The organism is Hoeflea sp. AS16 (assembly GCF_038900095.1).
Lineage (GTDB): Bacteria > Pseudomonadota > Alphaproteobacteria > Rhizobiales > Rhizobiaceae > Hoeflea.
Genome location: NZ_JBBMQQ010000001.1, coordinates 798,684 through 824,325, shown reverse-complemented (window position 1 = coordinate 824,325; position 25,642 = coordinate 798,684). Strand labels below are relative to the sequence as shown.

General features: G+C 59.7%; 26 protein-coding genes and 4 tRNA genes. 11 read left to right on the top strand and 19 right to left on the bottom strand.

Translation table 11 applies throughout. The features are described 5' to 3' along the window. Positions 1–4: 4 nt before the first annotated feature. From WNY80_RS03960 to WNY80_RS03935, 6 genes are all read right to left on the bottom strand, one after another. Positions 5–634 carry a helix-turn-helix transcriptional regulator gene (locus WNY80_RS03960; protein ID WP_342886305.1) on the bottom strand — a complete coding sequence of 210 codons (630 nt, stop codon included), beginning with the start codon at positions 632–634 and terminating at the stop codon, positions 5–7. 238 nt (positions 635–872) lie between these two features. Then, a tRNA-Arg gene (locus WNY80_RS03955) sits at positions 873–949 on the bottom strand. A gap of 42 nt (positions 950–991) precedes the next feature. Beyond that, on the bottom strand, positions 992–1,297 hold the full coding sequence (locus WNY80_RS03950) for an ETC complex I subunit (protein WP_342886025.1): 306 nt from the start codon (positions 1,295–1,297) through the stop codon (positions 992–994). Between the two features lie 88 nt (positions 1,298–1,385). Next, positions 1,386–1,462: transfer RNA gene (locus tag WNY80_RS03945), tRNA-Pro, on the bottom strand. Positions 1,463–1,543: 81 nt separating this feature from the next. Continuing rightward, positions 1,544–2,011, bottom strand: coding sequence for a DUF192 domain-containing protein (locus WNY80_RS03940; protein WP_342886024.1), 468 nt, complete (start codon positions 2,009–2,011; stop codon positions 1,544–1,546). Between the two features lie 7 nt (positions 2,012–2,018). Beyond that, positions 2,019–2,594: a cold-shock protein gene (locus tag WNY80_RS03935; RefSeq protein WP_342886023.1), complete on the bottom strand. Its 576-nt coding sequence runs from the start codon at positions 2,592–2,594 to the stop codon at positions 2,019–2,021. Between the two features lie 190 nt (positions 2,595–2,784). Between WNY80_RS03935 and WNY80_RS03930 the strand changes: the two genes are divergently transcribed. From WNY80_RS03930 to WNY80_RS03920, 3 genes are all read left to right on the top strand, one after another. Continuing rightward, entirely contained in the window at positions 2,785–3,225 is a 441-nt protein-coding gene (locus WNY80_RS03930) for a VOC family protein (RefSeq protein ID WP_342886022.1), read from the top strand. A gap of 343 nt (positions 3,226–3,568) precedes the next feature. Next, complete coding sequence (locus WNY80_RS03925; protein ID WP_342886021.1) at positions 3,569–4,648, top strand: D-Ala-D-Ala carboxypeptidase family metallohydrolase; 1,080 nt, start codon at positions 3,569–3,571, stop codon at positions 4,646–4,648. A gap of 156 nt (positions 4,649–4,804) precedes the next feature. Beyond that, positions 4,805–4,879 (top strand) — tRNA-Glu (locus tag WNY80_RS03920). 266 nt (positions 4,880–5,145) lie between these two features. On the opposite strand, the gene recJ is transcribed toward WNY80_RS03920, so the two are convergent. The 5 genes from recJ to WNY80_RS03895 all read right to left on the bottom strand — a co-directional run bounded on the left by recJ (position 5,146) and on the right by WNY80_RS03895 (position 11,554). After that, positions 5,146–6,945 carry a single-stranded-DNA-specific exonuclease RecJ gene (gene recJ / locus WNY80_RS03915; RefSeq protein WP_342886020.1) on the bottom strand — a complete coding sequence of 600 codons (1,800 nt, stop codon included), beginning with the start codon at positions 6,943–6,945 and terminating at the stop codon, positions 5,146–5,148. A 195-nt stretch (positions 6,946–7,140) separates the two neighbouring features. After that, positions 7,141–8,127 carry a class II fructose-bisphosphatase gene (glpX, locus tag WNY80_RS03910; protein WP_342886019.1) on the bottom strand — a complete coding sequence of 329 codons (987 nt, stop codon included), beginning with the start codon at positions 8,125–8,127 and terminating at the stop codon, positions 7,141–7,143. Positions 8,128–8,322: 195 nt separating this feature from the next. Next, positions 8,323–9,645 carry a homoserine dehydrogenase gene (locus WNY80_RS03905; protein ID WP_342886018.1) on the bottom strand — a complete coding sequence of 441 codons (1,323 nt, stop codon included), beginning with the start codon at positions 9,643–9,645 and terminating at the stop codon, positions 8,323–8,325. Between the two features lie 88 nt (positions 9,646–9,733). Next, complete coding sequence (locus WNY80_RS03900; RefSeq protein ID WP_342886017.1) at positions 9,734–10,954, bottom strand: LL-diaminopimelate aminotransferase; 1,221 nt, start codon at positions 10,952–10,954, stop codon at positions 9,734–9,736. A 78-nt stretch (positions 10,955–11,032) separates the two neighbouring features. Beyond that, positions 11,033–11,554, bottom strand: coding sequence for a hypothetical protein (locus tag WNY80_RS03895; RefSeq protein WP_342886016.1), 522 nt, complete (start codon positions 11,552–11,554; stop codon positions 11,033–11,035). Between the two features lie 163 nt (positions 11,555–11,717). On the opposite strand from WNY80_RS03895, the gene phaC reads away from it, so the two are divergent. The 4 genes from phaC (at position 11,718) to radC (ending at position 16,100) form a co-directional block, all read left to right on the top strand. Next, on the top strand, positions 11,718–13,553 hold the full coding sequence (gene phaC, locus WNY80_RS03890) for a class I poly(R)-hydroxyalkanoic acid synthase (protein WP_342886015.1): 1,836 nt from the start codon (positions 11,718–11,720) through the stop codon (positions 13,551–13,553). A gap of 90 nt (positions 13,554–13,643) precedes the next feature. Continuing rightward, a complete protein-coding gene (sfsA, locus tag WNY80_RS03885) occupies positions 13,644–14,366 on the top strand; it encodes a DNA/RNA nuclease SfsA (protein ID WP_342886014.1) in 723 nt (240 codons plus the stop codon). 46 nt (positions 14,367–14,412) lie between these two features. Further along, on the top strand, positions 14,413–15,240 hold the full coding sequence (map, locus tag WNY80_RS03880; protein WP_342886304.1) for a type I methionyl aminopeptidase: 828 nt from the start codon (positions 14,413–14,415) through the stop codon (positions 15,238–15,240). Beyond that, complete coding sequence (radC, locus tag WNY80_RS03875; protein ID WP_342886013.1) at positions 15,237–16,100, top strand: DNA repair protein RadC; 864 nt, start codon at positions 15,237–15,239, stop codon at positions 16,098–16,100. The genes map and radC overlap by 4 nt, the downstream gene beginning before the upstream one ends. Before the next feature lie 132 nt (positions 16,101–16,232). On the opposite strand, the gene tig is transcribed toward radC, so the two are convergent. The 4 genes from tig to WNY80_RS03855 form a co-directional block, all read right to left on the bottom strand. Beyond that, positions 16,233–17,654, bottom strand: coding sequence for a trigger factor (gene tig / locus WNY80_RS03870; protein WP_342886303.1), 1,422 nt, complete (start codon positions 17,652–17,654; stop codon positions 16,233–16,235). Positions 17,655–17,834: 180 nt separating this feature from the next. Further along, positions 17,835–17,919 (bottom strand) — tRNA-Leu (locus WNY80_RS03865). A gap of 150 nt (positions 17,920–18,069) precedes the next feature. Next, positions 18,070–18,678, bottom strand: a complete 609-nt coding sequence (locus tag WNY80_RS03860) for a GDYXXLXY domain-containing protein (RefSeq protein ID WP_342886012.1) — start codon at positions 18,676–18,678, stop codon at positions 18,070–18,072. Next, the gene (locus WNY80_RS03855) at positions 18,675–19,787 is read right to left on the bottom strand and encodes a DUF2157 domain-containing protein (RefSeq protein WP_342886011.1); all 1,113 of its coding nucleotides are present in this window, start codon (positions 19,785–19,787) and stop codon (positions 18,675–18,677) included. The genes WNY80_RS03860 and WNY80_RS03855 overlap by 4 nt, the downstream gene beginning before the upstream one ends. A gap of 270 nt (positions 19,788–20,057) precedes the next feature. Here WNY80_RS03855 and WNY80_RS03850 point away from each other — a divergent pair, with 270 nt between their 5' ends. The 4 genes from WNY80_RS03850 to trmFO all read left to right on the top strand — a co-directional run bounded on the left by WNY80_RS03850 (position 20,058) and on the right by trmFO (position 22,758). Then, positions 20,058–20,198, top strand: coding sequence for a DUF1127 domain-containing protein (locus tag WNY80_RS03850; protein WP_342886010.1), 141 nt, complete (start codon positions 20,058–20,060; stop codon positions 20,196–20,198). 430 nt (positions 20,199–20,628) lie between these two features. Continuing rightward, entirely contained in the window at positions 20,629–20,772 is a 144-nt protein-coding gene (locus WNY80_RS03845; protein WP_342886009.1) for a DUF1127 domain-containing protein, read from the top strand. A 295-nt stretch (positions 20,773–21,067) separates the two neighbouring features. After that, complete coding sequence (locus WNY80_RS03840; protein WP_342886008.1) at positions 21,068–21,214, top strand: DUF1127 domain-containing protein; 147 nt, start codon at positions 21,068–21,070, stop codon at positions 21,212–21,214. 110 nt (positions 21,215–21,324) lie between these two features. Further along, entirely contained in the window at positions 21,325–22,758 is a 1,434-nt protein-coding gene (gene trmFO / locus WNY80_RS03835) for a methylenetetrahydrofolate--tRNA-(uracil(54)-C(5))-methyltransferase (FADH(2)-oxidizing) TrmFO (RefSeq protein ID WP_342886007.1), read from the top strand. A gap of 56 nt (positions 22,759–22,814) precedes the next feature. On the opposite strand, the gene WNY80_RS03830 is transcribed toward trmFO, so the two are convergent. The 4 genes from WNY80_RS03830 to WNY80_RS03815 all read right to left on the bottom strand — a co-directional run bounded on the left by WNY80_RS03830 (position 22,815) and on the right by WNY80_RS03815 (position 25,639). Next, complete coding sequence (locus WNY80_RS03830) at positions 22,815–23,789, bottom strand: sterol desaturase family protein (protein ID WP_342886006.1); 975 nt, start codon at positions 23,787–23,789, stop codon at positions 22,815–22,817. Continuing rightward, entirely contained in the window at positions 23,782–24,243 is a 462-nt protein-coding gene (locus tag WNY80_RS03825) for a hypothetical protein (RefSeq protein ID WP_342886005.1), read from the bottom strand. The genes WNY80_RS03830 and WNY80_RS03825 overlap by 8 nt, the downstream gene beginning before the upstream one ends. A 140-nt stretch (positions 24,244–24,383) precedes the next feature. After that, a complete protein-coding gene (locus WNY80_RS03820; RefSeq protein WP_342886004.1) occupies positions 24,384–25,250 on the bottom strand; it encodes a phytoene/squalene synthase family protein in 867 nt (288 codons plus the stop codon). 2 nt (positions 25,251–25,252) lie between these two features. Next, positions 25,253–25,639 carry an Mth938-like domain-containing protein gene (locus WNY80_RS03815; RefSeq protein WP_342886003.1) on the bottom strand — a complete coding sequence of 129 codons (387 nt, stop codon included), beginning with the start codon at positions 25,637–25,639 and terminating at the stop codon, positions 25,253–25,255. Positions 25,640–25,642: the final 3 nt, after the last annotated feature.

Here is a 25,642-nt window from a genome sequence, read left to right as displayed (position 1 = left end):
CCAATTATGCTATCAGGCCGCTGCGGATGGCGGACGCCACCATCTGCGCCCGGTTGACCACGTGCAGCTTGCGCAAAACGGCCGCAATATACGAATTGACGGTGTGCTCGGACAAACCAAGAATAATGGCAATTTCGGCTGATGTCTTTCCCTCGGACGTCCAGCGGACAATCTGGATTTCCCGGTCACTGAGGCCGCTGATGGAATCCAGCGACAGGATCACTTCAAAATAGCGCTGGAAGATCAGGGCGGCATCAAGTGCGATCAGCGCCAGCGCCCGGTGATCCTCACTGGCGTCGCCACCGACCATGATCAGACCATAGCGTTTGCCCGTTGCCGCATGCAGCGGCACAATGACAGCCGAATCGGCACCGCTCGACAACAACACGTCAGATGACGCCTGCCGGATGTCCATCAGGTGCGGTGCGGATGCCTTCTGCAGGTATTGCGCGACCGGATCGGCACTGCCGATCACCTGTTCCTTCGGGTCTGCGAACCAAGCCACGGGAAAATTATGCAGCGCATGAACATGCTGAAAATTCAGTCCATGCTCTTCTCCGCCAATTTCGGTTATGCCGAAATATGAAAAGCCGTTGCTTCCGGCCAGGGATTTGAACAAACGGAAAAAGTCCATCCGGTTGACGGCGCGCTCAAGTTCAGAGCCCAGATGTAAAGCGGTTTCCGTTACCAGCATTTTGTCACTTTCGAATCGGATTGTTCTCTAATTTACTAATCGCTGCCTACGCACCGTATCATACAAGGACACTTATGGGGCATTTGCGAAAAGCATAAAATTCAACAGGAGCCCAGGCAATATTTGTGGCTGCCGAAAGCGGCGATCCTGTCGAAGGAAAAAACACCGGATATTTGATTGGCGACCCCTGCAGGATTCGAACCTGCGACCGTCGGCTTAGAAGGCCGGTGCTCTATCCAGCTGAGCTAAGGGGCCGGCAGCGCTTTGCCTTGATGGTGCGGGCAAACCACGGAAATTTTAGTGGGTCCAAGGCTGACGGCGATCGAAACGGAAATTGTCGGAGTAAGCCACCCGGCGGCGCTTGCTTTCCTTGGGTTCGTAAACCCGGAAGGCAACTCCGTTGCGCGTGGCATAGGCAATCGCCGCTTCGCGCGTTTCAAATGTCATGCGGATCTGGCTCTTCATGTCGGCCGAAGATGTGTAGCCCATCATGGGGTCAATGCTGCGAGGCTTTTCCTGCTCGAATTCCAGAACCCAGTCGTGGCTCTTGGCCTTGCCGGATTGCATGGCAGTCTTTGCGGGACGATAGATTTTCGCAGTCATGTCCCAATCCCTCTTCATGGCGGCTTCCGCCCGAAAGGCGGATTGCGGCGCCCTGCTGCTTAACGCCCGAAGCCGGACGCTGAAAAAGTGGTCGGAGCGGAGAGATTCGAACTCCCGACCCTCTGGTCCCAAACCAGATGCGCTACCAGGCTGCGCTACGCTCCGATGCCTAAGGCGTGATCCGGATACACCGGAACGCCATGGCCCGCAACTCCAAATCGTGACTTATTCTGTCTTGCGGGCAATTCATTTGCCAATCACCCGGTGGCGCACTTTATTGCCCACCGAAATACCCCGCTTCGTCGCCGTTCCGCCATTCAATTCCAGCACATAGCGAACCGGCGCGACGGACGGGATGATTGTTTCGGAAAAAGGTGTCGTATCCTTGGCAATCCTTGCGATCGTTCCATCCGAATCGATGAAGATCATATCAAGCGGCAGTGGCGTGTTCTTCATCCACATCAGAACCTGACGGGCCTGTTCGAATTTGAACAGCATTCCATGGTCTTCAGGCATGTCCTGACGGTTCATCAACCCGCTGGCCCGGTCCTCCGGCGTCAGCGCCAGTTCCACGCTGAAAGAAACCGGTCCATCCTCTGTCTCGATGACAAGACGCTCGGAATCAGTCGGCAATTGCGCCGCCATGGCCAGCGCCGGAATGGCAACAATCAGCGCAACAATGGCAAAGAAAGCGGATCGCTTGAAGATGCGCATCGCCCGGTCAGTGGGAATTGGGGATCGGCGAATCGATATCCGGATGGATTTCGGCAGCCATCAGGCCCTTGTCGCCATCGCCGAAGCGCACCAGGACCACCTGCCCCGGCCGCAGTTCAGCCAGGCCGTACCGCCTGAGCGTCTCCATATGGATGAAGATGTCTTCGGTTCCCTCGCCACGCGTCAGGAAGCCAAAGCCCTTGGTGCGGTTGAACCACTTGACGATCGCCCGCTCAAGTCCGCTCGAAGGCTTGACCTGTACATGCGTGCGCACCGGCGGCAATTGCGACGGGTGAACGGCGGTTGAGGTATCCATCGAGAGGATCCGGAAGGTCTGGTATCCGCGCTCTTTCTTCTGGATCTCGCAAACCACGCGGGTGCCTTCCAGAACGGTCTGGTAACCGTCACGCCGCAGGCATGTCACATGCAGCAGCACATCTTCCATTCCATTGTCTGGAATGATGAAACCAAACCCCTTGGCGACGTCGAACCACTTTATAACCCCTGTGATCTCCATGAGATCAACGGCGTCTCCAAGTGCTTCCGCATCAACCTGGTTCTTTTCTGAGGACCTTTCCCCCATCCGGATGCCTCTCCAATACGCGCCACAAGCAAATGAAGTGATTCTTGATCAAAACATTAACATTGTATTGCGAGGCCAGTGCAAGCCCTGCCGGAAAACTTGTTGATTCATCCCCTTCTATCGCGCTGCCATTGCCTCGCAGACGTTTCCGCCTATCGTTAAGTCCATCAAGAATCATGAGGTAAAGCCAATGCGTTATCTGCACACGATGGTCCGCGTCACCGACGTCGATGCATCGCTCGACTTCTACTGCAACAAATTGGGACTTGTGGAAATCCGTCGCCACGAGAGCGAGGCAGGCCGGTTCACGCTGATCTTTCTCGCTGCCCCGGAAGACAAGGAACGGGCATTGGCCGATCAGGCACCATTGCTCGAACTGACCTACAACTGGGACCCGCAGGAGTATGACAGCGGCCGGAATTTCGGCCACCTGGCTTACGTTGTCGACAACATACACGAGCTGTGCCAGTCGCTGCTCGACAATGGCGTCATCATCAACCGCCCTCCCCGCGACGGCCACATGGCATTTGTCCGCTCTCCCGACGGGATCTCAATCGAGCTTCTGCAGAAAGGCGATCCCCTCGAGCCGGTCGAGCCCTGGCTGTCGATGAAAAACACCGGCACCTGGTAGGCACTGCGCGACGGGCCCGGACATTTCTTGACCGGGCCATCGCAGCGCAAGGCTCACACAACGGAAGCCGCCTAACCTACGGATAGGGCCATGCTTTTGCCTTATTTACCAAGCATCGCATGGATTTTGACCAGTATGCCGATTTGCGTACTCAGGACGGCGGCTTTGTTCGTTTACAAAAACGCCGCAAATGAGTAGGCATCCTTTCAGGACCTTCGGGTCTGCCGTTGCAAGATACCGGGGGCTCCAGAGTTTGCAGATTGGCGGAAACAAAGCAGGCAATGGACGCAATACAACGCGGGCTTTGCTGTTGACCGGTGCGGCAGCATTCCTCAGCGGGTGCGTGTCAGTCGCCGATCCCTCGATCTTTGAAAGCCAGGGATTCGCTCCGGGCACTCCCGGAATCACCGACGACAGCGCCTATGTTGACCCGTCATCGGAGATGGCGATGGGCGAGGAAAGTACGGCGGAAACCGCGTCCGGCGTTCCGCTGCCGGTACCATCCCCGAATGCAGCCGATGCATCCACGCGAATGCCCGCGGTGGCGCAGAACGAATTCGCCTCTGGCCAGCCTGTCGTGATGGCCGAGACCGCTGTCGACGCCCTCAACCGCGGCATTACCCAGAGCCAGCCTGCCCAGCCGATTGCCAATCTGTATGGCACGCCGGCGGCTGCAGCCACTGTTACGGTCCAGCCGGACACACCGTCTCAAACCGGGACGACGCCTCAACCGGCCACTGAGGAACTGACATCGATCAGCCCGGATTCGGGTCTGAGCGAAGTCCATCCACAGGTTCAGGAACTGGCCGTGGTCGCGCCACCGAAGAAGAAGTCGATTTTCGCGCGCATGTTCGCACCGCAAAAGACCTCTGCACGGAATGCGCCCAGCGGGACCACAAAACGCGTGGCAAAACCAAAGACCGCTCCGGTCACCGTAGCCTCTGCCGGCGGCAATGCCCTGCCCGGCGTCAAGGTGGCCTCTATGTTCGGCGGCGATTCGGACAACAGTTCCGCAAATTCCGATTCGGGTCAGATTCAACTGGCCTCCGCTGCCGGTCTGGCGCGTCTCGCGCCCAACGGATTGCATCTTCAGACAGACAAGGTCGAAGTCAACTGTTTCAAGCCCCAGCTGGTACGCACGCTCAAGGCCATCGAGCGCCATTATGGACGCCCACTGGTGGTAACCTCGGGATATCGCAGTCCGAAGCACAACCGGCGAGTCGGCGGTGCATCCGGATCACGTCACACCTCCTGTGAAGCCGCCGATATCCAGATCGAGGGTGTATCGAAATGGCAACTGGCGAAATATCTCCGCTCCATGCCTGGCCGTGGCGGTGTCGGCACTTATTGTCATACGGAATCGGTCCACATCGACATCGGCAACACCCGTGACTGGAACTGGCGCTGCCGCCGCCGCAAGTAATCTGGCAACGGTCACAGCCGTGTCTGGCGCTGTTTGACAGGCGCGTTTCCGTGGCAACAAAAAAATCTTCACCGGGACGTCATTTTTTTGTCTGCAACACCAATTATCCGCTTGCGGTCCTAAAATCGTCTGACTATAAGACGCCCACAGTGTTACGCGCCCTTCGTCTATCGGTTAGGACGCCAGATTTTCATTCTGGAAAGAGGGGTTCGACTCCCCTAGGGCGTACCACTGTTATCAAGCACTTCGCTTGATTTTCTCATTTGAAATTCAAGGTTTGGACAAGCGCAACGCTTCGGTGTTTGAGCGCGATTTCAAATGATGCCGCGCATGGCTGACGGTGCTCGCACCGCTTCACCGCACGCTCCTTGCCGGGTTGCCAAATCCCTACGATCCGACGATCTCATTTCAAGAGGACCGGCTCTGAAGCCTGCCCGCAATGGCGATGGCATTGAGGTATTCGGAGCCATGCCCGCGCTGACTGGAAGAGCGGTTGCCTAACGCGCCACGGCCGCGTCGATGACACGGATCTGAACCCGCCGGACGCCCTGCCAGTAATCCGCAGACAGCGACCCGGCGATGTGAAACGCCTGGCCGCGTCCACCAAGCAGCGCGGCGCCCATTTCTGTATCGGCGGCGCGGAATGCAATTCCGTTGAGCCTGCCGCCATCAGGTCCGGCAAATGACAGCTTGATGTGATTCTGGCCGACAACACGCGCATCCTTGAGCGTGTGCGCAGGCACGGCAAAAACCGGCTGCGGATGTCCCGCGCCATAGGGACCGGCGCGCTCGATCATGTCGACCATGTCGAGCGTCGCGCCCGAGGCCGAGATCGCACCGTCAATCTTCAGCCGGTGCGCCAGCGTCAAACCGGCCACAGCTTCCGCCGCATTGTCTTCAAAAAAGGCGCGCAGCTCGCCGAGCCGGTTTTGCTCGACCGTCAATCCCGCCGCCATTGCATGCCCGCCCCCCTTGACCAGAAGCCCCGCATCGACAGCCTTGCGCACCAGCCGGCCGATATCGACGCCTGGCACCGACCGGCCCGATCCGGTCCCCTTGCCATTGCCGTCAAAGGCAATCGCAAAGGCCGGCCGCCGGTAGCGTTCCTTCAGCCTGGAGGCCAGCAGGCCAACGACGCCCGGATGCCAGCCCTGCCGCTCTGTCACGATGACTGCAGGCCCGTCGCCGCTGGCCATTTCGACCGCGGCTTCAGCATCGGCTTCCTCCAGCATGGCGGCTTCAATGGCCTGGCGTTCGCGGTTCAGCTCCTCTAGCCGCTCGGCAATCGCTGCAGCTTCGTCCCGGTCTTCGAGCGTCAGCAGGCGGCTGCCGAGCGCCGCATCACCGATGCGGCCTCCGGCATTGATCCGTGGACCGATCAGGAAGCCCAGATGATAGGGCGTAATCGGCCCGTTGACGCCGGCGCGCTGGGCAAGGGCCGCCAGCCCGACATTGCCCATGCTCCGCGCCGCCAGAAGGCCCTTGACCACGAAGGCACGGTTGAGCCCCTTGAGCGGCACCACGTCACAGACCGTTGCCAGGGCAACAAGATCCAGGCAACTCAGAAGATCGAAACCGGCGGCCCGGGCGTCGCCCTTGCCGCGCAGCAGCCGCAATGTCCCGGCCAGCACCATGAACACCACGCCACAGGCACACAGATGCCCCAGGCCCGACAGATCGTCCTCGCGGTTGGGATTGACCAGAGCCTTGGCGACAGGCAATTCGCTGGACACCTGGTGGTGGTCGATCACCACCACGTCGATTCCGCGACGGGCGGCCTCTTCGAGAGATTCATGACTCGTCGATCCGCAATCGACCGTGATGATCAGCTTTGCGCCACGATCGATCAGCTCGCCGATGGCCGTGGGATTGGGGCCGTAGCCCTCGAAGATCCGGTCGGGAATGTAAATCTCGCTGACGACGCCGAAATGGCTGAGAAACCGCTGCATCAGTGCCGAGGATGCGGCACCGTCGACATCATAGTCCCCGAAAATCGCCACCCTCTCGCCGCGCGAGATCGCCAGTACAATCCGCTCCGCGGCCTTGTCGCAATCGGTCAGCCGCGATGGGTCGGGCATCAGCGACTTGATCGTCGGGTCGAGAAAGGCCTTGGCATCCCCCATGGCCACGTCACGGCCCGCCAGCACGCGGGCAATGACATCCGGCAGTCCTGTCATCTGCGCGATCGAGATCGCCTTGTTCTCGCCAGCCATGTCCAGCCGTGACACCCATTTCTGGCCGGACAGGGACTCTTCTACCCCGAGAAACGCCCGGTCTGATGCGCCGTTGCCTGTCATTCACTCACCAACCTGTTGCAGGCGCACCGCCCTGACGGTGCTTTCAGAGACTGCTCATAGCGCAAACCGAACGATGCGGCAAAGCACACGCGCGATTGTCGGGGACAGTTCCTGCCAAAACAAATTCGCCCCGGCTTCCGGGGAAAACGGGGCGAAGTCGAATTCACGATCTGGCGGCGGGCAGAAAACCGCCGTCTAGTCGAATTTGGCGAGATCCTGGTGGCGCGCCTTGATTTCGCGCACGGTGCGCGAGGACGACCGCATCACGATGGTATGGGTGACGATGGCATCGCGGGTAAACCGAACGCCCTGCAGCAGGTTGCCGTCGGTCACGCCGGTGGCCGCAAACAACACATCGCCCCGGGCCATTTCTTCCATCGTGTAGATCTTGTTGGGATCGGAGATCCCCATCTTGGCGGCGCGGGCCACCTTTTCATCGGTGTTGAGCTGGAGCCGGCCCTGCATCTGGCCGCCAATGCACCGCAGTGCTGCAGCTGCCAGCACACCTTCCGGCGCTCCGCCAATGCCCATATAAATGTCGATGCCGGTTTCCTCCGGATCCGTCGTATGGATGACACCGGCAACGTCGCCATCGCCAATCAGCCGGATGGCAGCGCCCGTGGCCCGGACTTCCTCGATCATGCGGGCATGCCGCGGGCGATCGAGAATGCAGGCGGTTATCTGACCCACAGCCACACCCTTGGCACGGGCCATGGCGTGAATGTTCTCGGTCGGCGTCGCGTCGAGCGCCACGGTGTTGGCCGGGTATCCCGGGCCAATGGCGATCTTTTCCATGTAGACGTCGGGCGCGTAAAGCAGGCTGCCTTTTTCCGCGAATGCAATCACAGCCAGCGAGTTCGGCAGGTTCTTGGCGCAGATCGTGGTGCCTTCGAGCGGGTCAAGTGCAATGTCGACCTTGGCGCCGTCGCGGGTGCCCACTTCCTCGCCGATATAGAGCATCGGGGCTTCGTCGCGTTCGCCTTCGCCGATCACGACAGTGCCATCGATCGGCAGCCGGTTGAGTTCCTGCCGCATGGCGTCAACTGCAACCTGGTCTGCCGCCATCTCGTCGCCCCGACCGCGAAGCCGGGCTGCGGCCACTGCCGCACGCTCGGTGACCCGCGCAATTTCCAGCGTGAGTATCCGGTCCAGACCACTTGCTTCTGTTGGTGTGCCTGTCATGGCCTAATATCCCCCAGGGTATGTCGTTTGGCCGCTCATACAGCCTTCAAAGCATGCAACGCAATGTGAAAACAGCAACAAAAGCCGTAGTTTATTCAGGAATTTGGCCTGAACCCAAACTAAATCGATTAGGCGTTGCGCGATCTCCCGCCCGGTCCGGACCGGCAGGGTCCGAAAACCGGATTTGCCTGGTGATCAATTGTCGCGTGTCCGTTCAATCCGGATCACCTGCGGCTCACCCGAGAGGTAGCCCTCGCTCTTGATGGCGTCAACGGCGGCGCGCACCCGCGACTCCGTGGTCGCGTGCGTTACCAGAATGACCGTCTGCGGTCCGGCTTCGGTTCCCGATGGCCGCGCACGCTGGACAATCGATTCCAGCGAAATGTCGTTCTTCGCCATCGACAGGGCAATCGAGGCAAACACGCCAGCCCGGTCGTCGACCTTCAACGAGATGAAATAGCCACCTTCATGGCTCTGGATCTGGGCCCGCGTATAAGGCTCGAGCTTGTCGGCAGGCCGCCCGAGCGCCGGTGCGTGCTGGTGTCCGGGCCGGCTCTTGGCAATATCGGCGATATCGCCCAGCACGGCCGATGCCGTGGCGTCGCCACCCGCGCCTGGGCCTGAAAGCATCAGTTCGCCGAGAATATCGGCTTCGATGGTCACCGCGTTGGTCACACCTTCGACCTGCGCGATCATCGAGCCTTTCGGCACCATGGTCGGATGCACCCGCTGCTCGATACCGGTCGCTGTACGCTGTGACACGCCAAGCAGCTTGATCCGGTAACCGAGCTCGTCGGCGGCGTGGATATCATCGATGGAGATGTTGGTGATGCCCTCGATATAGACTTCATCCGACGCGATCTGGGTGCCGAACGCAAGGCTGGTAAGGATCGACAGCTTGTGCGCGGTGTCGTTGCCCTCGATATCGAACGCCGGATCGGCCTCGGCATATCCAAGCCGCTGTGCTTCAGTGAGACACTCGGCAAAGCCCATATTGTCGCGCTGCATCCGTGTCAGGATGTAATTGCAGGTGCCGTTGAGAATACCGTAGATCCGCGTCACCGAATTGCCGGTCAGCGATTCCCGCATCGCCTTGATCACCGGAATGCCACCGGCTACCGCCGCTTCGAAGTTCAAGAGCACCCCGTTGGCCTCAGCAAGCCGCGCCAGTTCGACGCCATGCCTGGCCAGCATCGCCTTGTTGGCGGTGACGACATGGCGTCCCGCGGTCAACGCGGCCGTTACCGCAGCAAGTGCCGGATCGCCCTCGCCGCCAATCAGTTCCACCAGAACGTCGATATCTGCATCACGCGCCATGGCCACCGGATCATCGAACCAGGCAACGCCATCGAGATCCAATCCACGATCGCGGTTACGGTCACGCGCGCAGACCGCGGTGATCGTGATTTCCCGTCCGCAGATTTCGCTCAGCATATTGTGCCGGCTCGTGACAATTCGAAACAATGCCGCACCGACAGTGCCAAGTCCTGCAATGCCGATTTTGAGGGCATCAGTCATGTCAAAATTCCACCTGTATGGGATCGCCCGCAACGAAAGTGCGGAGCTTTGAAACTCTGGGCGGGTTTACCGGCGAGGGACCGGGCGGTCAACGCCGGGCGGTCAATGAAACCACATTGTCGCCGCCGCCATTGCCGGCAGTTGCGAAGAAACGCTTGATATTGCGGGCCGCCTGACGGATGCGATGTTCGTTCTCAACCAGCGCAATCCGGACATGTTCGTCGCCATGTTCGCCAAACCCGATACCGGGCGCGACCGCCACATCGGCCTTTTCCACCAGCAGCTTTGAGAATTCCAGTGACCCCAGCTGCTTGAACTGTTCGGGGATCGGCGCCCAGGCAAACATCGTCGCCGGAGGTGGCGGCACATCCCAGCCCGCCTTGCCGAAACTTTCAACCAGAACATCGCGGCGGCGCTTGTAGATCGAACGCACCTCGGCAATATCGGCGCCATCACCGTTCAGCGCGGCGGTAGCCGCCACCTGGATCGGTGTGAATGCACCATAGTCGAGATAGGACTTGACCCGTGTGAGCGCGGAAATCAGCCGTTCATTGCCCACCGCGAATCCCATGCGCCAGCCCGGCATCGAAAAGGTTTTCGACATCGACGTGAACTCGACGCAAATGTCGATCGCACCGGGAACCTCGAGAACCGAAGGCGGTGGCGTCTCGTCGAAATAGATTTCGGCATAGGCCAGGTCGGACAGGATGATGATGTCGTGTTTTTTGGCGAAAGCCACGACGTCCTTGTAGAAATCGAGCGTCGCCACCAGGCTTGTCGGGTTCGACGGATAATTCAGGATCAGCGCCAGCGGTTTTGGAATCGAATGCCGCACCGAGCGCTCGAGCGCCGCAAAGAAGCTCTCATCGGGCACGACATCGAGCGAGCGGATGACGCCACCCGACATGATGAAGCCGAAAGCATGGATCGGATAGGTCGGATTGGGGCACAGGATCACGTCGCCCGGCGCGGTGATCGCCTGCGCCATGTTGGCAAACCCTTCCTTGGAGCCCAGTGTCGCCACGACCTGGGTTTCCGGATCGAGTTTGACGCCAAATCGCCTCTGGTAATAATTCGCCTGCGCCCTCCGCAGCCCCGGAATGCCCCGCGACGTCGAATAGCGGTGGGTGCGCGGATCCCTGACAGCTTCACACAACTTGTCGACAATGGCCGTTGGAGTCGGCAGGTCCGGGTTGCCCATCCCGAGATCGATAATGTCGGCGCCCCCGGCCCGCGCCGACGCCTTCAGCCGGTTGACCTGCTCGAACACATAAGGCGGAAGTCGGCGGACCTTGTGAAACTCTTCCATGGAATTCCCCGGAATTGTGGGCTGAATGATGGCGTTTGATGCCACGGATTTGCGTCCAAACCAAGTTAAACGCAAGTTCTAATTCTCGATTTCCTGCTGCATGTCATCGCCATGACTGGCCGCCAGCGCGCGCAATCGCCTCAGCCGCGCCTCGTATTGCGCCCGCGCATCCGGCGTCGATGCCCGGTTGCGCAACAGCTCGGTGATTTCCGCTTCCGCCGCCAGTTTGTCCGCATCGGAGAACTGCGTGTTGGCCGCCCGCGGCTGCGTCCCGAATGACGGATATTGCCCTGTTCTGCTGGCGCCCGTGGCAACGAACTCCCTGGTCGCTACCGGCGCGCTCTGCTCGATGGGAACCAGCGACGGAATTCCGGGATTGCTGCGAACCTCGGTCAATGCCGGCGCGTTGCCGGAAGAGGTTTCAGCGGAACCAGCCACGCTCCCGTCCACAAGGCCATCGGCAGCAATCGTGCCATCAGCGGCACGAGCGACTGGAACGGTACGCGGCGCCGCATCCTCCAGCGAGGCTGTTTGGCATCCTGCCGCCAGCACAGAGAACAAGGCAACAAACGCCGGGCGGACAATAGGTATCATGATCACGAATATTCCGGTCTCCACCAAATGGCGGTCATGACATGGACAAAAAAAGCCCGTATCAAGGAAAGATAAATGCCAGTAACGGCATCCAAGCAAAGCAAGTAAGCCGATTTAAGGCAGAAGACGGCCCGGAGGCAAGCTCGGGAACAAATGAGGAGGCGCCACCATGGTGGACAAGGGCAAGACGACGGCCGAAAACAAGGAGGCAGATACCGGCACAACATCTGCCGAGGCCTATGTTGTCAAGAATCCCGAAGCATTTGCCCGAAATGTCGCCCGCATGCTCGAAGAGCTGGGCAAGGCCGCGTCTGCCTGGATTGAGCCCCGTGAAAAGGGCGAAGTCTCTGACACCGTCTCCGAACCGATGGCCGACATGGTCAAGACCTTCTCCAAGGTCGGCGAATACTGGCTATCAGACCCCAAGCGCGCCATCGAGGCCCAAACATCACTTCTGACAAGCTATTTCGGCATGTGGAATGAATCCGTCAAACGCATGTCGGGCGAAGACGAAAGTCCGAAGCCAAAAACCAACGACAAACGGTTTTCCGATCCCGACTGGGAAAACAATCCGTTCTTCGAATTCCTGAAGAACGCCTATTTCATCACCTCCGACTGGGCAAACAAGCTCGTTGACGAGAGTGAGGGGCTTGATGAGCATACCCGCCACAAGGCGGCGTTTTATGTTCGCCAGATCACCAGCGCGCTGTCGCCGGCCAATTTCCTCGCAACCAATCCCGAACTCTACAAGGAAATGGTTGCCTCGAACGGTGAAAACCTGGTCAAGGGCATGCACATGCTGGCCGAGGACATCGCTGCAGGCAAGGGCGAGCTGCGGCTTCGCCAATCCGATGCGTCCAAGTTCAAGGTCGGGGAAAACGTCGCCGTCTCGCCCGGCAAGGTCATTGCCCAGGACGACATCTGCCAGATCATTCAATATGAGCCTTCGACCGAAACCGTGCTGAAGCGGCCTCTGCTGATCGTTCCGCCGTGGATCAACAAGTTCTACATTCTCGATCTCAATCCGAAGAAATCCTTCATAAAGTGGGCCGTCGACCAGGGCCACACGGTGTTTGTGATTTCCTGGGTCAATCCCGACCAGCGCCATGCCAGGAAGGACTGGGAAGCCTACTCCCGCGAAGGCATTTCCTTTGCCCTCGACACCATCGAGAAGGCCACCGGCGAGCGCGAGGTCAATGCGATCGGCTATTGCGTCGGCGGCACGCTGCTGGCCGCAACCCTGGCACTCCATGCCCAGGAAAAAGACACGCGCATTGCCACCGCCACCTTCTTCACCACGCAGACCGACTTCACCTATGCGGGTGATCTCAAGGTCTTCGTCGACGAGGCACAGATTGCCTCCATCGAACAGGCGATGGAGAAGAACGGCTATCTCGATGGTTCGAAGATGGCCACGGCCTTCAACATGCTGCGTGCTTCCGACCTGATCTGGCCCTATGTCGTCAACAATTACCTCAAGGGCAAGGATCCGATGCCCTTCGACCTGCTCTACTGGAATTCGGACGCGACCCGGATGCCTGCGGCCAACCACTCCTATTATCTGCGCAACTGCTACCTTGAAAACAGGTTGTCGCAGGGCACCATGGAACTGGCCGGCAAGACCCTGAAGCTCGGTGACATCAAGATCCCGATCTACAATCTTGCGGCCAAGGAAGATCACATCGCCCCTGCTCGCTCCGCCTATATCGGCGGCAAGCTGTTTGGCGGCGACGTCACCTATGTCATGGCCGGATCCGGCCACATCGCAGGCGTCGTCAATCCGCCGGCAGCGGGCAAGTACCAATTCTGGTCTGACGGCCCGCAAAATGCAGAGTTCGACGACTGGGTGGCCGGCGCAAAGGAAACCCCGGGCTCCTGGTGGCCGCACTGGCACGAATGGATCCGGTCCGGCTCCAGTGAAGAGGTGCCGGCACGCAAGCCCGGCGGCAAGAAGCTAAAGCCGATCGAGGATGCCCCCGGATCCTACGTTCGCGTCCGCGTCTGAGCAGTCAGGCATGATCCGGCACTGATCCGCAGTTCGCCAGTTGGCGGACCGGCGTTTCCATGCCGGTCTGCCTTGTGCTAGTGCGCAGCCATGAAATTCGATCCGCCTCTGGTCCCTGCGACCCTGATCCGCCGCTACAAGCGGTTCCTCTTCGATGCCGAGCTCGATACCGGTGATCTGATCACCGGCTCCTGCCCGAACACCGGTTCGATGCGCGGCCTGACCACGCCCGGATCAAGATGTTTTCTCACCCGCCATTCCGGCGGTACCCGCAAGTATCCCCATGCACTCGAACTGGTTGAGGCCGATGGCACGCTGGTGGGAATCAACACGGGCCGCCCCAACCGGCTGGTGGAAGAGGCAATCGACGAAGGCCTGATCCGATCGCTCAACGGCTACGCCGAGCGCAAGGCCGAGCAGAAATACGGCATAAACTCCCGCATCGACATTCTCTTGAGAGACCCCGACAGGGGCCTGGCCTATGTCGAAGTCAAGAATGTCCATTTTCGCCGCAACGGCCGTCTGGCGGAATTTCCCGACAGCGTCACCACCCGTGGCGCCAAGCACCTTGAAGAACTCGGCGACATGGTTGAGGCTGGACACCGCGCGATAATGGTCTATCTCATCCAGCGCGGCGATGTGGACAGCCTCAGCCTGTGCCGCGATCTCGACCCCGCCTACGCCGCGGCCTTTGACCGCGCCATGAAGCGCGGGGTTGAAGCTTGCGCCATACGATGCAAGATCACATCTGAGCAAATACGCGCTGAAATGATGGTTCCCGTTGAGGAATCCGGTCTAAACAGCGTATCATGAAGCTGGGCCGGTCAGACCGGCCATGACAAGACAAAGCGAGCCAGCCATGGTTACCTATATCGATGCCACCTCGGCCCCGATGAAAAACACAGGCCAGATCCGGCTATACGGCCCGGAAGGCTTTGAAGGCATGCGCAAGGCAAGCCAGATCACCGCCCGGTGCCTCGATGAACTGGTCAGCCGCGTGGCCCCCGGCGTGACCACCAACGAGATCGACCGCTTCGTCTACGAATTCGGCATGGACCACGGTGCCCTGCCCGCAACGCTGAATTACCGCGGTTACACGAAATCCTGCTGCACATCCATCAATCACGTGGTCTGTCACGGCATCCCCAATGACAAGCCGCTGCGCGAAGGTGAAATCGTCAATATCGACGTGACCTACGTGCTTGATGGCTGGCATGGCGATTCGAGCCGGATGTACCCGGTTGGCGAGATAAAGCGGGCCGCCGAGCGGCTGCTTGAAATCACCCACAAGACCCTGATGCTTGGCATTGAAGCCGTCAAACCCGGTGCGCGGACCGGCGCCATTGGCGAAGCGATCCAGAAATACGCCGAAGCCGAACGGTGCTCGGTGGTGCGCGATTTCTGCGGCCACGGTGTCGGCAAGCTGTTTCACGATGCGCCCAACATCCTGCATTACGGTCGCGCAGAAGAAGGGCCGGAAATGCGTCCCGGCATGATCTTCACCATCGAGCCGATGATCAACTTGGGCCGCCCGCATGTCAAAGTGCTCTCCGATGGCTGGACCGCCGTGACGCGGGACCGCTCGCTGACAGCGCAGTACGAACACACCATTGGCGTCACGGAAACCGGCTGCGAGATCTTTACCCTCTCGCCAGCCGGACTGGACCGGCCCGGTCTGCCCGCATGACATCACGCCGTCGCCCGGATCTGAATGAAAAAGGTCTGGATGAGCAAGGCCTGAACGATGAGGGCCAGGACGGCGAGAACCAGAACCAAAAGCCCGAGGACGAACGCACCTATTTTGCCGAAAGCCGCCAGGGCAAGACCCGCGGGCGGCCGCTGGATACAGGCCCGGCCACGCCACCGGCCGCTGCCGATGAACACTTTCACGGCCATCGTGACCGGCTGCGCCAGCGCTTCCGCGAGGGCGGCGACCGGGCGCTGGCTGATTATGAATTGCTCGAACTGCTGCTGTTCCGGCTGATACCCCGCAGGGACACCAAACCGATCGCCAAGGCTCTGCTGGCGCGGTTTGGCTCATTGCCGGAAGTGCTCGGCGCACCGACCCATTTGCTCACCGAAGTCAAAGGCGTCGGCGACAGCGTCGCCACAGACCTCAAGCTCGTCGCCTCCATTGCTCACCGCATGCTCAAGGGGGAACTCAAGGGCCGCCAGGTCCTCGCCTCATGGACATCCGTGATCGAATACTGCCGTGCGGCAATGGCATTCGAGGCACGCGAACAGTTCCGCGTGCTGTTTCTCGACAAGAAGAACGCCCTGATCGCCGATGAGGTGCAGCAGACCGGTACGGTTGACCACACGCCTGTCTATCCGCGCGAAGTCGTCAAGCGTGCGCTCGAACTCTCCGCCACCGCCCTCATCCTGGTCCACAACCATCCCTCCGGCGACCCGACACCCTCGCGCGCCGACATCGAGATGACCAAACTGATTATCGACACCGCCCGCCCGCTGGGAATCACCGTCCATGACCACATCATCATCGGCAAGGACGGCCATGCCAGCCTCAAGGGCCTGAAGCTGATCTAGCCGGGCCCGCCTGTTCCATGTAACGCCGACGGGGCCTGATATCTCAGGCAACAAGCTCCAATCAAACCATCCCCGACGCAAAAACGCCGGAGCAATGCCCCGGCGTTTTCAAACATCGGAATGTGACAGGGCTTACTCGGAAGCCGCCTCATCCTTCTTGGCTGCCTTCTTCTTCGGCGCAGCCTTTTTCTTTGCTGCCGGCTTTTCCGAAGCTTCCGCTTCGTCTTCTGCCATCAGCTCATCCTTGGTCACCTTCTTGTCCGTCACGTCGATGATGGTCATCAGGTGGTCAATGGTCTTTTCTTCAAAGATCGGAGCGCGCAGCGAAGCGACGGCACCGGGAGTCTTCTGGAAATATTCGTAGATTTCCTGTTCCTGGCCCGGGAACTTGCGAACCTGCTCGAACAGCGAGCGCTGCAGTTCGTCGTCGCTGACCTCGACACCGGCTTCTTCACCGATTTTCGACAGCACCAGACCGAGACGGACGCGGCGTTCAGCCAGCGCACGGTACTCTTCGCGAGCGGCTTCTTCGGTGGTGTCCTCATCAGCAAAGGTCTTGCCGTTGTCCGACAGTTCCTGGTTGATCTGGCGCCAGATGCTCTCGAACTCGGCATCGACCAGCTTGGACGGCGTATCGAACTTGTGCGCTTCATCAAGCTGATCGAGAATCTGACGCTTCAGCTTCTGGCGCGTCACCTGACCATACTGGTCTTCGATCTGCGACCGGATGATTTCACGCAGCTTGTCAGCCGAATCAAGACCCAGCGTCTTGGCCAGTTCGTCGTTGATTTCCAGCTCGCCCGGTGCGGCAATTGCCTTGACCTTGATGTCGAAGGTGGCTTCCTTGCCGGCAAGGTGCGCGGCCTGGTATTCGGCCGGGAACGTGACCTTGATCACCTTCTCGTCGCCTTCCTTGAGGCCGATCAGCTGCTCTTCAAAACCCGGGATAAACCGGTTCGAACCGATAACCAGCTCGGCATCCTGATCCGCTCCGCCTTCGAAAGGCTCGCCGTCAACCTTGCCAAGGTAATCGATGGTCACCTTGTCGCCATCGACAGCCTTGCCCGTCTTGGGCTCGAACGTGCGGCTGTTTTCGGCAACCCGAAGCACCTGCTCCTCGACTTCCTCTGCAGGAACATCGACGACTTCGCGAACAACCTTGACCTTGGACATGTCAGCCAGATCGAAAGCCGGAATGACTTCATACGCCATGGTGAATTCGAAATCGGCATCACCGTTAAGGATAGCATCGGCTTCCTTTTCGTCCTCGGTCATCTTGATCTCGGGCTGGGTGGCGGATCGTTCGCCACGCTCGGCAAGGATCGAAGCCGGCTTTTCCTGGATCATTTCATTGACCAGCTGCGCCATGATCGACTTGCCGTAAACCTTCTTCAGGTGCGAAATCGGCACCTTGCCAGGCCGGAAACCCTTGATCTGCATCTTGCCCTTGGCTTCGGCAAGCTTCTCGTTCATCTGCGATGTCATGTCCGCAGCGGGAACGACAATCTTCAATTCGCGCTTCAGCCCTTCGGCAAGCGTTTCGGTAACCTGCATGTTCAAACCTTCATTTCCTCGCGACTGCGACCGTTCGGGTTGGCCCCGCGACTGGGCCGGTTTTCCGGCGTCGCTTGTGGCTTTCTTCATTGTAAGCCCCAGACCGGATGAACCGGCTGAACGCCCTTCGTGCTCGCCCTGCCATCCAATGCCATGCGGCGGTCGGACCGGACTGTAATCTGGTGCGGGTAGAGAGACTTGAACTCCCACGCCTTACGGCACCAGAACCTAAATCTGGCGTGTCTACCAATTTCACCATACCCGCTCTTAGGGCCGCAAAACCACGCTCGCGCGAGGCGACCCTGAACGCGGTCGCTCTATATCACCCGAATGCCGGTGATCAAAGGAAAAATAACCCCGGGCATCACCGATTTTGGGGCCCGCCCCCTGACCGGGCCGATTTCAAGCCTGCTTTTCAGTAAAGCGGCTCCTCATAAAGTGTTTGCCCGTCGATCATCAGGCGGGCAATTTGCGGCTCTCCGTCCCTGGATACACGGATCGCCACGGTCGTCCGTCCGGCATTTCGGGCTTTCTCGATTTCCAGCCCCTCACCTTCAGGCACGTAATAGCGTTCGATGCCAAATTTCAGCCGAAGAGGCACCTGCCCTGTCCGCGGATGATCTTCACCGTAAAGCATGACCGGCTTGCTTTTGAGATATACCGCGTCCGGATTGCCCCCATCGGGCTTCTCAAGGCTGACGGCCTTGACCCTGGCCGTCCCGTCATCTCCGGGCACGAGTGTCAGCCACAGCGGTACAAGGATGTCCTCTTTCGGCCAACTGCCCGCAAGCAGCGCACCGTCTACCGAGGAAATATCTCCATAACGCAGCCTCACATAGTCGCCCCGCATCAGATCTCGCGGATCGACCGGGGCTGTCCTGAGGATGATCTCGGAACCATCCCGCAGGATTGCCGCCCGGCTGTGGATCATGAAGCCAAGTGTGCCGACGAGAACCACGCCGCAGACGATGGCTGCAAGCACCGGGCTGAAACCGCGGCGCAGAAATTGACCAAACCCGCTCATGACACAGTCCTTCCGGCCTTGAAGCGTCTTTCAAGTTTCATCACCACAAAGGCGATGACCGCCAGCACCACTCCGCCCAAAAACAGGAAGCCCGAACTGCCCAGCAGCGACCCGAGGGTTTCACCAACCACGTAGATGGTTTCGCAAGCGAAGGCGAAATAGGCAAAACTTCGAATCAACCGGTTCTCGCCGCCGGCAATCGCCAGGACGGCAACACTCGCCAAAAGGATGATACCGGCCAGAACCATTTCCCCGGCAAGGCCCGCATCGCTGATCTCCAGCTGGATCATTCCAAGCCCGGACAGGAGCAGGATCGCACCATAGGCCGACACCACGCCGTGCTGCGACATCAGCCCGCGCAACCCCGAAGGAACAATGGACCCTGCAGCGAAGGCCGCGGCGCCAAATGCCGCGAGTGCATAGCCCGGGTTTTGCTCGGTGGTCTCGACCACGAGCCAGATGAACCATCCGACAATCAGCAACGCGCAAAGATGCCCGGCCATGGCCGAGCGGGAGCGCCAGGCCGAAACGCCAATGACTATGGCCACCGCCATCACCGAGACATACCCCGAAACATTGATCACATCTGACGATCCGGAGGCAAAGACCGCCGATTCGGCCACCATATAGCCAAGTCCCAGCACCCCGGCGCTGACCGCTGCCATCGCCGAGGAAAACCCGATCGCCACCACCAGGGCGCCCATCGTCCATGCCAGCATGAAGCCAGCCTCATCGCCGCTGAGATGATACATCTGTCCAACCAGGGCGATACCGGCCCCGTAACAAAGCAATGTGAAGACAAGCGCCGCCTCCGTGACCCAGTAGGCATTGCGGCGGGCAGCGTAGGCTGCAGCAGTCAGGCCGCCTATTATAAAGACAAAGATCATCAACACCCGCATCGGCCGGGCAATGGCTTCCCAATTGGCGGCAACCAGTGCAACCACGGCCCCGCCAAACAGGATCGCCGCCAAAACAGCCAGCACGCTGGAGAGGTTGAAACCTGTATGGCGGCTGTCGTGGTCCTTGAGCAGCGCTTCGCCCTGCCCCGGCTGCAACAGCCCGTTCTGCGTCCACACGTTGATCTCACGGGACAAATATCTGCGGAACATGTCGCGATTCTTTCCTTGAAGGTGCCGAATTCGAGATTACATCATGCGGGCAAACGGACAACGGCTGGAATGAAGGCAGTCTGCCTCCATTTATGCTTGGATTGCACAGCTTTGAGGCAAAAATCGGGGTTTCGAGCTTCAGCCATGCAATTTGGGAATAGCTTCCATGATAATATTGCACTGCACAAATCGATTGAATGCCCCTATATTCAAATCATCGGAACGCCACAGTGGTGAACCGGACAACAGCGGGACAGAGGAAGGTCACCAATGAAACTGATCAAATCCTACGCCAGCTGGCGGAAGTATCGCGAAACCTGCGTAGAGCTTAACCGGCTTTCGGAACGCGAGTTGAGCGACATCGGCATGACGCGCAACGATATCCCATTCGCTGCACGGCGCGCGACATAAGATTCAAGAATTCGGAGCGGCCTCCTCCTCCTCCCAAAATGCCGCTTCGATGTGACTGGTGTTCATCCTCCTCCCGAGCATCAGTCTCCCAAAATGACGCCCACCGGATCCTCCTCCCCCGGTGGGCGTTATTTTTTTGTCAGAACGCCCCCTCCCAAAACCTCAACGACCAGCGCCACCATACCGCCTGGCGAGATGCCACTGGTGCGCCCGCAGGATGCGGGTTAGCCGCCTGCGTGAGGATCATGCGGACTACGGACCCATGCAAATTAACGACCATTAACAAGAGTTTATTAAGGCGCCTTGCAGAAATCGCATGGCTCCTTTGCAATCTTTTGCACTGCACAATGAGATCACCTGCACCTATATCAGGATCAACCAAACACGGCGGCCAATCTTCGGAGCGGCGCCACTCAGAAAGGAAAACACCATGAACTTCCGTAAGGCTTACAAAGACTGGCGCGACTACCGCAACACCGTCAACGAACTGTCCCGCATGTCGCAGCGCGAACTCAACGACCTCGGCATTTCCCGCGGCGATATTCCGTTCGTTGCACGCCGTCCCGGCAAGTAACAACGCTACGTTCTGCCCGGCCGACGGCCGGACATCAAAACGGCGCCCTGGCAACAGGGCGCTGTTTCTGTTTGAGCGGCAAGCTTCACCGACAACGCCCACTGGCCTGCCGAGCCATCAGATGTTTCCCGGCAAACCCGAAACGTTGACAAAGCGATAATCCAGCCATTCGGCGCGCGCATATCAGACTTGCGATTATTGCGCTGCACAAATGGGCGGCAAACGCCTATATGGCAGGCATCAGATTGCATAAATCGTCATCACGGCCCGCACCGGCCAACCCGAGGAGACTGCCATGAAATTTCTCAGCAGAGCCCGCAGCTGGATGAAGACCCGCCAGACTGCACAGGAACTTGCAAACCTTTCCAACGAAACCCTGGCTGACATCGGCCTGACCCGTTTCGATATCGACAATGTGGCTCGCGGCCTTCGTCACCGCTAATAGCCGCAGCACTGACTGTTCGTTACGGCGTCCCCTGGGGCGCCGTTTTCGTATCCGGATCCTGCACAAACACCTTTGAGACGGGATCACGCCCGTGGTAAACGGACGTCATGACCAAGACCAATTCTTCCCACTCCCCCATCCATGTCATCGGCGGCGGCCTCGCCGGTTCTGAAGCTGCCTGGCAGATCGCCCGGCGCGGACTGCCGGTGATCCTGCACGAGATGCGCCCGGTGCGCGGCACCGAAGCCCACAAGACCGACAGCCTGGGCGAACTGGTCTGCTCCAATTCATTCCGCTCAGACGATGCGGAAAACAATGCGGTCGGCGTCATTCATGCCGAGATGCGCATGGCGGGCTCACTGATCATGTCATGCGCCGACGCCAACCAGGTTCCCGCCGGCGGCGCGCTTGCTGTCGACCGCGAAGGGTTCGCCCAGGCCGTTACCGACGCGATTGCGGCCGAGCCGCTGATCACCGTTGCCCGCGAGGAGATCACCGGGCTGCCGCCCGCGGACTGGGACCAGACCATCATCGCCACCGGCCCATTGACGGCACCCGGCCTTGCCGAAGCCATCAGCGCCGAGACCGGTCAGGATGCCTTGGCCTTTTTCGATGCCATTGCGCCAATCATTCACACCGATTCCATCGACATGTCTGTCTGCTGGTTCCAGTCGCGCTACGACAAGGTCGGTCCCGGCGGCACCGGCCGCGACTACATCAACTGCCCGATGGACAAGGACCAGTATGACGCGTTCATCGATGCCCTGATCGCCGGCGACACCACCGGCTTCAAGGAATGGGAAGGCACTCCCTATTTCGACGGCTGTCTGCCGATCGAGATCATGGCCGAGCGCGGGCGCGAGACCTTGCGCCACGGACCGATGAAGCCGATGGGTCTGACCAATGCCCACAAGCCCGACATCAAGGCCTATGCCGTCGTCCAGCTGCGCCAGGACAATGCGCTTGGCACGCTCTACAACATGGTCGGTTTCCAGACAAAACTGAAATACGGAGCCCAGGCCGACATTTTCCGGATGATCCCGGGCCTCGAGAATGCCGAATTCGCACGCCTCGGTGGCCTGCATCGCAACACCTACCTGAATTCGCCGCTGCTTCTTGATGGCACATTGCAGCTCAAAAGCCGCCCGGGCTTGCGCTTTGCCGGCCAGATCACCGGTTGCGAGGGCTATGTCGAGAGTGCCGCCATCGGCCTTCTCGCCGGACGTTTTGCCGCCGCAGAGCGGCTGCACGAGGAATTGGCCCCGCCGCCATTGACCTCGGCCTTCGGCGCCCTTCTCAACCACATCACCGGCGGCCATATCGTCAGCGACGACGAACCGGGAAAGCGCTCGTTCCAGCCGATGAATGTGAATTTCGGCCTGTTTCCACCGCTCGATCCGGGCGCCATTGTCCGCCCTGAAGGCGGCGGCCGTTTCCGCGGCAAGGACAAGGCCAAGGCCAAGAAACAGGCCATGGCGCGGCGGGCACTCACCGACTTTGCTTCATGGCTCGGTGGCGGTGTTCAGCAGGCAGCTGAATAGGTCAAGCCGCGGGCAGTCTTGTCTGTCCGCTCTCAGCGTTTTCCTTGCGGCGGCTGCTATTTTAAGGGCACGGCCCGATGACCGCCTTCGGCCAATCCGCTGCCGGGCAATCCGGGCGTACCTGCCGCATCGGGATGCCGCGTCACATAGTCGGCCTTCAGCGCCTCCGACCCCATTCGCGATCCGTCATGGCTCCAGCCCGGCTGCGCGAACAGATAGGCCAGCCGCTGCCTGACACTCAGTCCTGGCCGGAATGCATCCTTGAACATGTCGATCCATTCGTGAAACGCCACCCGCACCGGATTGAATGTACCGATGTTTTTGACAATGCCGTAACGCGGCATGTCCTCGTCGAGCTCAGGTACGAAAGTGCCGAACAGGCGGTCCCAGACGATCAGCGTGCCGGCATAGTTCGAATCGAGATAGCGCGGATTGGTGGCGTGATGCACCCGGTGATGTGACGGTGTGTTGAAGATCCACTCGACCGGCTTCCACATCCTGCCGATTGTCTCTGTATGGATCCAGAACTGGTAGACCAGATTGAGACCGCCGACGAACAACAGCAGCACCGGGTGAAACCCGATCAGCGCCAGCGGAATTCTCAGGATGAACATGCCGGTAAACGTACCGGTCCAGCTCTGCCGCAGCGCCGTTGACAGATTGTAATGCTGCGAGGAGTGGTGAATCACATGCTCGGCCCAGACCCAGCGGCAGCGGTGCGCAATGCGATGATACCAGTAGTAACGCAGGTCATCGAGAATGAAGCACAACGCGATAACCGGCCAGGATGTGCCAAGATCGACGATCCTGTATTGCCAGGCCCACATCAGCACACCAAAAGCGACGAACCCAAGCAGCAGGCCGGAAACCACGTTGCCGACACCCATCAGCAGTGACGTCGTCGTGTCACGGGTCTCATAGTCGCCGCGCCCCTTGAAACAGCGAATGACGAACAGCTCGATCAGGATGGCAACAACGAAAAACGGAATCGCCAATTGGGTTACATCGGGAAAATCCTTGAGGTCAGGCATTCCCGTCCGCCTCGGGGGTCTCCATATCCGGGTTGGCGAGGGCAAAGCTGCCGCACAGCCACAAAGAGACTTCCGCCGCGTCTTCCGCCGAATCAAACACGTAATCTCCGCCCTTGAGCGCAGATTCGTGAAACTCTATCCGCAGGCCCGGCCGGTCATCGATCGGTTGAACGCTTACATCGCCCGGCAGAATGAGCCGCGCCACATTGTAACGCCCCATGCTTTGCAGAAAGCCGGTCTTGCCGTCTGCCAGCCGCAAGAAGCTGGCGTTGCCGTCTTTGGTGATCGTCACGGAACGGATCGCTTCGCCCGGATAGGCACGGGCAAATTCCAGAATCACCTCACCATGATCACGGCCACTGTTCTTGCCGCGGGACCCGCCGGTATAGTGTACGGCGCCGATCACCAGTGTGACCGCAAAGGCGACGACAACAATCAAGGCTCCGAGACTCATGCTTTCCTCCGACTGACGTAGCTCCCGACCGCGTCAACGCTTCGTGACTATGCCGTGCAAGCCATAGAGGTGCAAGCCATCACAGAATCCTTGTGCGAAGCGGTTTTGCCGGTCCCCGGAACCGTTATCGGCGAAAAAAGTCAGATTTTTCCACGGCGTGCAGCCCGCCAGAGCTGGACTTGCCGGCGCCATTGCGGCATCCGCACCGAGCGGACGAGACAGTCCGCTCCCTTGCTCTCCGCCCGGCTGAACACTGCGCTGGCGAGTGCTGCCGGCAGAAAGGCGGGCATCACCGAATCGGGAATATCACGCAGCGCAGTTCTCGCCTTGTTGAGATGCTCCCGCCCGAACCCGGCAAAGGCGCGGACCGCGTTTGCCGCCCGTTCCGGGGTGTTGCCCGAAAGGAAACTGTCCCGGTCAAGCCCGGTCGCAGACAGCAGGTCCCCGGGAATGAAGACCTGCCCTCGGGCCTGCGAGATCGGCAACAGCATCAAATGCCCCGCCACGGCCTGGGCAATGCCAGCATGGCCGCTGGCTGTCGACGTCTCCGCGGAAGCAGCCGGATCCATCACCAAGGCGGACATCTGCAGAAGCGATGATGCTGTTTCGCCGGCATAGCCCTCGTAACTCGTCCGGTCAGGCATCGGGTCGTCGTAAAGATCGAAAATCCGCGCGTCGCACATGGCAATCAGCGGAGCAACCGGCATGGCGCGGCGGTCGATCAGCTCCCGCAACAGAGAAGCAACGGGATGCGCCCTCGCCTCACCGTCCCTCTCACCGGACAGCACATCCCGCCACCACTGAAGCCGCACTTCGCCGGGCAGCGGCTCACGCACCCTGTCACGAATGGCTGCAATTTCGGCATTGAACAGGAACAGCGCGAGCAAATCGTCCCGCACGTCCTCGGGCATCAGCAACAGTGCCAGATAGCGGTCAATATCAGCCTCGCGCAGAGCACCAAGCAATTGTGAGCGGGAGTCCGCGCTCAGGGCTGACACCGCTGTCATGATCAAACAGCGATCAGGGCGGCGGCCACCGCCCGGGATTCGGCCAGCATCACATTGTAGGTCCGCACAGCCGCACCGGTGCTCATCGGATCCGAGGAGACATTGGCTGCCCGCAGCGCCGTTTTCAGCTCCGCCGGCAAGGGCCGGATCGACAATCCGGTGCCGACCAGCAAAAACTCGATGTCCCTGGTCTCTGCCAGAACCTGCTTGAACAGGTCCATCGTCAGCTGCTGCCCTTCAATCACATCCCAGCCATGAACGCCGGATGGCAGGCAGAAAATCGAACCGCGATGCGACATGTCCGCGAACCGGAAGCCGCCATTGCCATACGCATCTATCGGCGGCCTGCCGGGAAAATGCGCAGCACGGATCTCTATACCCGAGGACATTCC